Origin of the sequence: Xanthobacter versatilis (assembly GCF_043193975.1) — a bacterium.
Lineage (GTDB): Bacteria > Pseudomonadota > Alphaproteobacteria > Rhizobiales > Xanthobacteraceae > Xanthobacter > Xanthobacter autotrophicus_E.
The window spans coordinates 73868-82252 of the sequence record NZ_JBAFVB010000015.1 but is presented as its reverse complement, the minus strand read 5'-3'; the positions used below and the strand labels follow the sequence as shown (position 1 = coordinate 82252).

Annotated in this window: 5 protein-coding genes and 1 tRNA gene; 4 read left to right on the top strand and 2 right to left on the bottom strand. The window is 69.4% G+C overall.

What is annotated here, in order from left to right; all coding sequences use genetic code 11:
• Window positions 1–72: transfer RNA gene (locus V5F66_RS21290), tRNA-Ser, on the bottom strand.
• A gap of 483 nt (window positions 73–555) precedes the next feature.
• Window positions 556–3015, bottom strand: coding sequence for a transketolase (locus V5F66_RS21285; protein ID WP_394094677.1), 2460 nt, complete (start codon window positions 3013–3015; stop codon window positions 556–558).
• Between the two features lie 162 nt (window positions 3016–3177).
• Here V5F66_RS21285 and V5F66_RS21280 point away from each other — a divergent pair, with 162 nt between their 5' ends.
• The 4 genes from V5F66_RS21280 to rbbA all read left to right on the top strand — a co-directional run bounded on the left by V5F66_RS21280 (window position 3178) and on the right by rbbA (window position 8385).
• Window positions 3178–3639, top strand: coding sequence for an Lrp/AsnC family transcriptional regulator (locus V5F66_RS21280; RefSeq protein ID WP_011995891.1), 462 nt, complete (start codon window positions 3178–3180; stop codon window positions 3637–3639).
• Window positions 3640–3690: 51 nt separating this feature from the next.
• Complete coding sequence (locus tag V5F66_RS21275) at window positions 3691–4488, top strand: DUF72 domain-containing protein (RefSeq protein WP_394094676.1); 798 nt, start codon at window positions 3691–3693, stop codon at window positions 4486–4488.
• Window positions 4489–4642: 154 nt separating this feature from the next.
• The gene (locus V5F66_RS21270; RefSeq protein WP_394094675.1) at window positions 4643–5638 is read left to right on the top strand and encodes an HlyD family secretion protein; all 996 of its coding nucleotides are present in this window, start codon (window positions 4643–4645) and stop codon (window positions 5636–5638) included.
• 38 nt (window positions 5639–5676) lie between these two features.
• The gene (rbbA, locus tag V5F66_RS21265; protein ID WP_394094678.1) at window positions 5677–8385 is read left to right on the top strand and encodes a ribosome-associated ATPase/putative transporter RbbA; all 2709 of its coding nucleotides are present in this window, start codon (window positions 5677–5679) and stop codon (window positions 8383–8385) included.

The window sequence follows — 8385 nt, the reverse complement described above, 5'->3', positions numbered from 1 at the left end:
GGGGGGATTCGAACCCCCGATACGGTTGCCCGTATGCCGCATTTCGAGTGCGGTGCATTCGACCACTCTGCCACCTCTCCGCGAGGGCGCGGCGCCGGGCGCCGGGCGTGTGGTTCTGCGCTTCTAGCGGACCCGAAGCGCAACGACAAGCCGTCCGATGACATGGTGGGCCATGTCCCCAACATGCCCGCCGATGGGCACATCGGCGATCGGCTGCCAAGGCCGGGCCGCCATGGGATAGGCGGTGGCCGGTAGCGCGCGCTCTCCCTGACACCCGCAGACGCGGTCTTTCACCGATGCCAGCAGAGCCCAGGACCCGCTTCCACCTCACCGGCCGCGTCACAGCCGCCCGGGCGAGCGGCCGGCCGGCTGTTGCCGCGTCTTGCGTCTTTGATCGACACCGGGCGGCGGCCCTCAGGCGCCGCCCGGGCCTAGGATGTGAGTCCATTGGGCTGGCGCAGGCCGCTCTGGTCATCGAGGCCGGGCATTTTGCTCATATGCCGGTGCCCCTCATCCGAAATGCTCGAACGCGGGGCACATGCTCACCGGCCTGCCCTACACCGCCTTGAGATGGCGGAGCGGCCGGCCGGGCGAGATGGCCTGCGCGGCGGCGACGATGGCGGCGGTGTCGAGGCCATAGTGGGCGTAGAGGTCCGACAGCGTCCCGGTCTGGCCGAAATGCTCCACGCCCAGCGCACGAAGGCGATGGCCCGCCACCGCGCCCAGCCAGCCCAGCGTGGCCGGGTGGCCGTCGATGACGCTCACGATGCCGCAATGGCGGGGCAGCGGCTCCAGCAGCCGTTCCACATGGCTGGTGGCGCCGGCAAAGCCGCGCTCGCGGGCCCGGGCCGCCGCCGTCCAGCCGGCGTTCAGGCGGTCGGCGGAGGTGACGGCGAGCAGGCCCACGTCGCGCCGGTCCTGCGCGATGAGCGCCACCGCCGCGATGGCCTCGGGGGCCACGGCGCCCTGCACCGCCACCACCACCTCGCAATTGGGGCCGGGCTCGCGCAGCCAGTAGGCGCCGTCCACGATGCCGCGCTTCTGCGCCGCGCTCAGCACCCGCTTCGGCTGCTCCAGCGGGCGGGTGGAAAGGCGGAAATAGACCGAGCCGCCGGTCTCGTCGCGCAGCCAGTTGCGCTCGTCGGCGGCACCCTCCCCGTCGCGCTGCACATAGTCGAAGGCAAATTCCATCAGCACCGCCAGCTCGTCCACGAAGGCCGGCTCGAAGGCGGCGAGGCCGTCCTGCGCCATGCCGATCAGCGGCGTGGAGATGGACTGGTGGGCCCCGCCCTCGGGCGCCAGCGTGATGCCGGAGGGCGTCGCCACCAGGATGAAGCGGGCGTCCTGGTAGCAGGCATAGTTCAACGCATCGAGGCCGCGGCAGATGAAGGGATCATAGAGCGTGCCCACCGGCACGAGGCGCGCCCCGAACAGGGAATGGGAGAGTCCGAAGGCCGAGAGCGTCAGGAACAGGTTCATCTCGGCGATGCCCAGCTCCACGTGCTGGCCCTTGGGCGAGAATTCCCAGGCGAAGGTAGAGGGGATGCGCTCGCGCTTGAACACATCCGCCAGCGCCGCATGGGCGAACAGGCCGCGCCGGTTCACCCATGGCCCCAGATTGGTTGAGACGGTCACATCCGGCGAGGTGGTGACGATGCGGTCGGAAAGCGGGCTTTCGCCCTTGGCCAGGTCCTGCAGGATGAGGCCGAAGCCGGCCTGGGTGGAGATCACCGGATTGGGCGGCGGCGCCAGCGCCGGCACGGCAAGGGCGGGGTCGGTGAAGCGGCGCGGGCCGCCCTGCGCGAACGGCACGCGCGCAAGGAAGGCGGCAAGCTCGCCCGCCGGGCGCTTCAGCCCCTCGAAGGGCTCCCATTCGCGGCCCTCGCCCACACCCATGGCTGCGCGCAGGGCCTCCATCTGGGCCGGGGTCATGAGGCCGGCGTGGTTGTCCTTGTGGCCGGCCAGCGGCAGGCCGAAGCCCTTCACCGTGTAGCACAGGAAGGCCACCGGCCGGTCGTGGTCGATGGCGTCGAAGGCGGCGATCAGCGCGGCGATGTCGTGGCCGCCCAGATTGGTCATGAGGGCGGACAATTCGGCATCCGAGCGCCGGGCGATGAGGGCGGAGACCTCGCCCTGATCGCCGAGATCGTCCATCAGGCGCTTGCGCCAGGCCGCCCCGCCCTGGAAGGTGAGCGCGGAATATTCGGCATTGGGGCAGGTGTCGATCCAGCTTTTCAAGGCGGCCCCGCCGGGCTCGGCGAAGGCGGCCTGCTGCAGGGTGCCGTATTTGAGCACGACCACCTGCCAGCCCATGGCCTCGAAGATGCCGGTGAAGCGCTCGTAGAGGCCCTCGCGCACCACGCCGTCGAGGCTCTGGCGGTTGTAGTCGATGATCCACCAGGTGTTCCGCACCTCGTGCTTCCAGCCCTCCAGCAGGGCCTCGAAGACGTTGCCCTCGTCGAGCTCCGCGTCGCCCACCAGGGCGATCATGCGCCCCTTGGGCCGGTCGCCGGCGAGGCCGTGGGCGTGGACGTAATCCTGCGCCAGGCTGGCAAACAGGGTCTGCGCCACGCCGAGGCCCACGGAGCCGGTGGAGAAGTCCACGTCGTCCGCATCCTTGGTGCGGGAAGGGTAGGACTGGGCGCCCTTGAAGCCGCGGAAGTTTTCCAGCCGCTCGCGGGTCTGGCGGCCGAACAGATACTGGATGGCATGGAAGATGGGGCTGGCGTGGGGCTTCACCGCCACCCGGTCCTCCGGGCGCAGCACGTGGAAATAGAGCGCGCTCATGATGGCGGCCAGCGAAGCCGAGGAGGCCTGATGGCCACCCACCTTCAGCCCGTCCGTACCGGGGCGCAGGTGGTTGGCGTTGTGGATCATCCAGCTCGCCAGCCACAGCACCTTGCGCTCCAGCTCGGCGAGGATCGCGAGATCGCCCGCGCTCGGCGGCGCCGGGCGCGGGCGCAGGGGGGTGGAAAGCGCCGAGGGCGTGGGCGGATGAGACGTGTGGCGGTCCATGGGGCGTTCCTCGAAGGGCGTTTTTTGGGGCGCGCTTCCGGCCCGGCGCGCCGCTGCCGGGAAGTCTAGCGCGAGCCGCCCGGCAGGTTCGCTCAAATCCACATTAACACGGGACCAATTGAGGCATATCCTGCCAATATCTGTCGCTTTTGGAGCGAAAAATTGCGCCTCGACGCCATCGACCGGAAGATCCTCGCCGCCCTGCAGCGCGACGGGCGCATGAGCATCGCCGATCTCGCGGACGAGGTGGGCCTTTCCCCCTCGCCCTGCCTGCGGCGGGTGCGGGCGCTGGAGGAGGACGGCCTCATCTCCCGCTACGTGGCGGTGCTGGACCAGCGCAAGGCCGGCCTGCCGGTGAGCGTGTTCGTCTCCATCAAGCTGGAACGGCAGAAGGAGGAGGCGCTGGACGCCTTCGCCGCCGCCATCCGCACCTGGCCGGAGGTGTTGGAATGCTATCTCATGACCGGCCAGCGGGACTACCTTTTACGGGTGGTGGCGGCGGACCTCGATGCCTATGAGAGGTTCCTGAAGCAGAAGCTGACCCGGCTGGAGGGGATCGCCTCCATCGAAAGCTCGTTTTCGCTGGAGCAGGTGAAATATTCCCACGTCCTGCCCTTGCCCTAAGGGCGCGCGGACGGCGGCGACAAGGTCGGTCACACGGCAAGGAGGAACCCCATGAGCGTGCGCGTCGGCATCGGCGGATGGACGTTCGAGCCCTGGCGGGGCGTGTTCTACCCGGAGGGCCTGCCGCACAGGAAGGAGCTGCCCTTCGCGGCCGAGCGCCTGAAGACCATCGAGATCAACGGCACCTTCTATCGCACGCCCTCGGCCAAATCCTGCGCCGAATGGGCCGGGCAGGTGCCGGACGGCTTCGTCTTCGCCCTCAAGGCGACGCGCTATGTCACCCACCGCCGGGTGCTGGCGGAGGCGCAGGAGAGCGTCGGCAAGTTCATCGCCAGCGGAATCGTGGAGATGGGCGACCGGCTCGGCCCCATCAACTGGCAGTTCGCGGCCACCAAGGCCTTCGACCCGGACGATTTCTCAGCCTTCCTTGCCCTGCTGCCGGAGCGCCACGAGGGAGTGAGGCTGCGCCATGCGGTGGAGGTGCGGCACCCCTCCTTCGCGGTGCCGGACTTCGTGGAGCTGGCACGCAAGCACAAGGTGGCGGTGGTCTATGCCGACCATGACGACTATCCCGCCATCGCCGACGTGACGGCGGACTTCACCTATGCCCGGCTCCAGCGCACCCGGGAGGAGGTGGAGACCGGTTATGACGCCGCCGGGCTGGACCGCTGGGCCAGGGCCGCCGGCGCCTGGGAAAAGGGGGCGGTGCCGGAGGGCTTGCCCGCCCTCGCCCCGGCGGCGAAGGCCGGCAAGGCCAAGCGGGACGTGTTCATTTACCTCATCAGTGGCGCCAAGGTGCGCAATCCGGCCGGCGCCATGGCGCTGCAGGCGCGGATCGACGAGGCTTGACCTTGATCAACGCCGTATTGCTGCACCGCCGTAAGTTGTAACCTGAAGTCCGCCCCGAAGCCCCGCGGGAGTGGCCTGCTGTGGCATCCCCTTGCCGGCACCTTTCCGCAGGACCTTCCGCGGGCGCGTCTGCACGCCGAAAAGGTGTCCTGTCATGAAGCGTACGCTTGTGATCCTGCTGGCCCTCCTTGCCGTCGTCGGCGCCGGGGGCGCGGGCGCCTGGTACATGGCAAGCCGCAGCCGCGCCCTGCCGCCGGGCTTCGCCTATGGCAATGGCCGCATCGAGGCGACGCAGGTGGATGTGGCTACCAAGGCCGCCGGCCGCGTGCTCGACGTGCTCGCGGAGGAAGGCGACTTCGTCCACCAGGGAGAGGTGGTGGCCCATATGGATGTGGCCGAGACCGCCGCCGCCCTGCGCACCGCCGATGCGCAGGCGAGCCAGGCCCGCCAGTCCCGCGACACCGCTTTCCACGTGGTGGAGCAGCGCAAGGGCGAGCTGGACCTCGCCGCCAAGGAGCTGGAGCGGCAGGAGACCCTTGTCGCCAAGGGCTTCGCCACCGAGCAGAAGGTGGATCAATACCGCACCACCAAGCTGACCGCGCAGGCGGCGCTGGCCGCGGCCCAGAGCAGCCTCGCAGCGAGCGAATCCGCCATCCGCGCCGCCGAGGCGGAGGTGGAGCGCCTGACCCGCATGGTGGAGGACGGCACCCTCACGGCGCCGAAGTCCGGCCGCGTCATCTACCGCCTCGCCGAGCCCGGCGAGGTGCTGGGCGCGGGCGGCAAGGTGCTCACCTTCATCGACCTGTCCGATGTCTACATGACCATCTTCCTGCCCGCCGCCGACGCCGGCGCCATCACCCTCGGCGCCGAGGCGCGGCTGCTGCTGGAGCCCCTGCCCGACCGCGCCGTGCCGGCCGCCGTCTCGTTCGTGTCGGCGCGGGCGCAGTTCACCCCCAAGCAGGTGGAGACCCAGCGCGAGCGCGACCGCATGATGTTCCGCGTGAAGCTGCGCGTCGCCCGCCCGCTGGTGGAGAAATACCTGGAGCAGGTGAAGACCGGCGTGACCGGCGTCGGCTATGTGCGGATGGATCCCAAGGCGCAATGGCCCTCCTGGCTCCAGTCCGACCTCGTGGGCGAGGCCGCCAAGTGAGCGAAGTGCCGGTGAGCGAAGGACCGGTGAGCGAGGCGATGGCGGGCGCCGCCATCCATCTGGCCGGCATCCGCCACCTCTATGGCCAAACCGTCGCGGTGGAGGGGCTGGACCTCGCCATCGCCGAAGGCGCCTCCGTGGCGCTGGTGGGACCGGACGGGGTGGGCAAGTCCACGCTGCTCGGCCTCATCGCAGGGGCCAAACGCATCCAGCACGGCAAGGTGGAGGTGCTGGGGGCGGACTTTTCCGACCATCGCGCCCGCGAGGCGACCCAGCCGCGCATCGCCTTCATGCCACAGGGACTGGGGCGCAACCTCTATCCCAACCTGACGGTGGCGGAGAACATCGCCTTCTTCGCCCGCCTGTTCGGCGAGGAGGCCGGCGCCAAGGGCGCGCGGGTGGCGCCTTTGCTCGCCGCCACCGGCCTTGATCCCTTCGCCGACCGGCTCATGCGCAAATTGTCCGGCGGCATGAAGCAGAAGCTCGGCCTGTGCTGCGCCTTGGTGCACGACCCCGACCTGCTGCTGCTGGACGAGCCCACCACCGGCGTCGATCCTTTGTCGCGCCGCCAGTTCTGGGATTTCATCGAGACCATCCGCGCCGCCCGCCCCGGCCTCACACTGCTGGTCGCCACCGCCGACATGGAGGAGGCCGCGCGCTTCGAGCGGGTGGTGATGGTGGATGGCGGCCGCATCCTCGCCGACGGCAGCCCGGCTGACCTTCTGGCACGCACCGGCCAGCCGAATCTTGAGCGCGCCTTCATCTCGCTTTTGCCGGAAGGCCAGCGCGGCGACGGCGACGGCACGGAGCATATCGATGCCATCGCCCCCGACGCGCCCATCGCCATCGAATCGCGCGGCCTCACCCGGCAGTTCGGGGATTTCGTCGCGGTGGACCATGTGAGCTTCAAGATCCGCAAGGGCGAGATCTTCGGCTTCCTCGGCTCCAACGGCTGCGGCAAGTCCACCACCATGAAGATGCTCACGGGCCTGTTGCCGGCCTCCTCCGGCGAGGCGCTGCTGTTCGGCGTCCAGGTGGACCCCAGCGACATCGAGACCCGCCGGCGCGTCGGCTACATGAGCCAGGCCTTCTCGCTCTATGGCGAACTCACGGTCCGCCAGAACCTCGACCTGCACGCCCATCTGTTCTCCCTCCCGGAGGAGGAGGCGCACCGGCGCATCGCCGAATTGGTGCGCGCCTTCGACCTTGCCAGCCACCTCGACGCCCTCGCCGACGGCCTGCCGCTCGGCGTGCGCCAGCGCCTGTCGCTGGCGGTGGCGGTGCTGCACGAGCCGGAGGTGCTGATCCTCGACGAGCCCACCTCGGGCGTCGACCCGGTGGCGCGCGACAATTTCTGGGACCATCTCCAGCGCCTGTCGCGGGAGGATGGCGTCACCATCTTCGTCTCCACCCATTTCATGGGCGAGGCGGAACGCTGCGACCGCATCTCCTTCATGCATGCGGGCCAGGTGATCGCCACCGGCACGCCGCAGGCGCTCAAGGACGAGAAGCAGGCGGCGACGCTGGAGGAGGCCTTCGTCGCCTATATGGAGATGGGTGGCCGGGCGGCGCAGACCGACGCCCGCCTGCCGCCCCCGGCGCCAAAGGCAACCGGCCGGCCCGCCGCCTTCTCGCCGCGCCGCCTCGGCGCCTATGCCTGGCGCGAGACCCTGGAGCTGAAGCGAGATCCGGTCCGGCTTGCCTTCGCGCTGCTGGGCACGGCCTTCCTCATGATCATCTTCGGCTACGGCATCACCCTCGACGTGGACAAGCTGCGCTTCGCCGTGCTCGACCGCGACCAGACGCCGGAAAGCCGGGCCTATGTGGACGGCTTCGCCCACTCCCCCTATTTCGTCGTGCAGCCCCCGCTCGCCAGCCCGGACGACCTCGACCGGCGGCTGAAATCCAACGCCATCGCCTTCGCCATTGAGATGCCACCGAATTTCGGCGCGGATCTGCGCTCCGGGCGGCCCACCGAGGTGCTGGTGACCATCGACGGCGCCATGCCGTTCCGCGCCGAGACCATCCAGGGCTATGTGGCGGCGGTGCACGCCATGTTCCTGTCGGACGCGGCGCAGCAGGCGGGACGCACCCTGTCGGCGGCCGCGACGCTGGAGATGCGCTACCGCTATAACCAGTCGTTCCGCAGCCTCGACGCCATGGTGCCCGCCACCATCGCGCTCATGCTCATCTTCATCCCCGCCATCCTCACCGCCCTGGGGGTGGTGACGGAGAAGGAGCTGGGCTCCATCACCAACCTCTACGTCACGCCCGTCACCAAGCTGGAATTCCTGCTGGGCAAGCAACTGCCCTATGCGGGGGTGGCCTTCTTCAATTTCGGCGTCATGGTGCTGATGGCGCTGTTTTTGTTCGGGGTGCCGCTGAAGGGCTCCTTCCTCGGGCTGGCTTTGGGGGCGCTCGCCTATGTGCTTGCCACCACCGCCATCGGCCTGGTCTCCTCCACCCTCACCAATACCCAGGTGGCGGCCCTGTTCGGCACCGCCATCGGCACCATGATGCCGGCCACCCAGTTCTCCGGCATGCTCCAGCCGGTAGCGACGCTGGAGGGCGGGGCATGGGTGCTGGGCACCTTCTTCCCCACCACCTATTTCATGCGCATCAGCGTGGGCGCCTTCACCAAGGGCCTGGGCTTCTTCGAGCTCCTGCCCTTCGTCCTCGCCACCGCGGCCTTCTGGCCGGCGCTGCTGGGGCTCGCCTTCCTCATCCTGCGCAAGCAGGAGGCCTGA

What these genes read in the sequence shown, in the direction of transcription:
- V5F66_RS21275 (WP_394094676.1), top strand. Translation starts at nt 3,691, where the DNA reads ATGAGCGTGCGCGTCGGCATCGGCGGATGGACGTTCGAGCCCTGGCGG.
- V5F66_RS21270 (WP_394094675.1), top strand. Translation starts at nt 4,643, where the DNA reads ATGAAGCGTACGCTTGTGATCCTGCTGGCCCTCCTTGCCGTCGTCGGC.
- rbbA (WP_394094678.1), top strand. Translation starts at nt 5,677, where the DNA reads ATGGCGGGCGCCGCCATCCATCTGGCCGGCATCCGCCACCTCTATGGC.
- V5F66_RS21285 (WP_394094677.1), bottom strand. Translation starts at nt 3,015, where the DNA reads ATGGACCGCCACACGTCTCATCCGCCCACGCCCTCGGCGCTTTCCACC.